Annotated in this window: 1 protein-coding gene; it reads right to left on the bottom strand. The window is 46.2% G+C overall.

Going from position 1 to position 902, the window contains the following annotated elements; genetic code table 11:
* On the bottom strand, positions 1–883 hold an 883-nt coding region (locus ACFFGT_RS19180; RefSeq protein ID WP_377024130.1), incomplete at its 3' end, for an SDR family NAD(P)-dependent oxidoreductase.
* Positions 884–902: the final 19 nt, after the last annotated feature.

Here is a 902-nt window from a genome sequence, read left to right as displayed (position 1 = left end):
TAATATTATCTATATACTCAGCCAGCTCTTTGATATTTTGTTTTTGAAAGAAGTCTTTTAATGGGATGTTGATATTAAACTCTTTTTTTAAACGCTTGATCAAAACCATTGCCTTTAACGAATCTCCACCCATTTCAAAAAAGTTATCCTCTATGCCTATATCACTGATCCCAAGTAAACTGCCTACCATCAACACCAGCTTCGCCTCTGTCGCTGTGGCGGCGGCTACATAAGCATGCTCCAGCTCCCCTCGCGATGAGCGTTCCTGCATTGCTGGAACATCCGAAATCCCTTCCCCCTTTACCTGGGAATAGGTCTTTTCAAGCCTATAACACAGATCTTCTATCGTTTCCAGAACTACAGGAAGCCCGCTGAGCGAAATACTCCAGTCAAACAACCCGCAGATCTCTACCGGGGTAAGTGCCTCCCGCTTATAACCGCTTTCCCGGTCGATCTCTGCCTCCCCGAAAACCATCCCTGACAACCCGATACAACGCCAGTTTTTTAACTCTTCCGAATGCGAACTCACAAAATGATCCATAAACAGGTTCGATGAGGCATATGAACTGTAACCTAAGCCCCCAAGAACCGAGGACAAACTCGATGTGATCCATACGAAATCTACCGGACGGTCTTTGAATATCCCGTAAAGGTTCTTGATCCCCTCTACTTTGGGCCCGAATACCGATAAGCTACCAGGCACCGTGATTTCCTCTATAAGCTCGAAATAACTATCATCGATTATACCGGCGGTATGGATAACACCGTCTATATCACCCAACTCTGATTCGACGGATTCGACTACAAGGCGCAATTCTTCTGCTACAGATACATCCCCGCTGAAGTAATGGACTTCGGAACCAAGCCCTTGAAGATAGGACAGCCGCGCTAATCCTTCCCGG

This window comes from Mucilaginibacter angelicae (assembly GCF_042434235.1).
Classification (GTDB): Bacteria; Bacteroidota; Bacteroidia; order Sphingobacteriales; family Sphingobacteriaceae; genus Mucilaginibacter; species Mucilaginibacter angelicae.
Note: the sequence above shows the minus strand (reverse complement) of the source record. Positions and strands in the feature narration are given on the sequence as shown.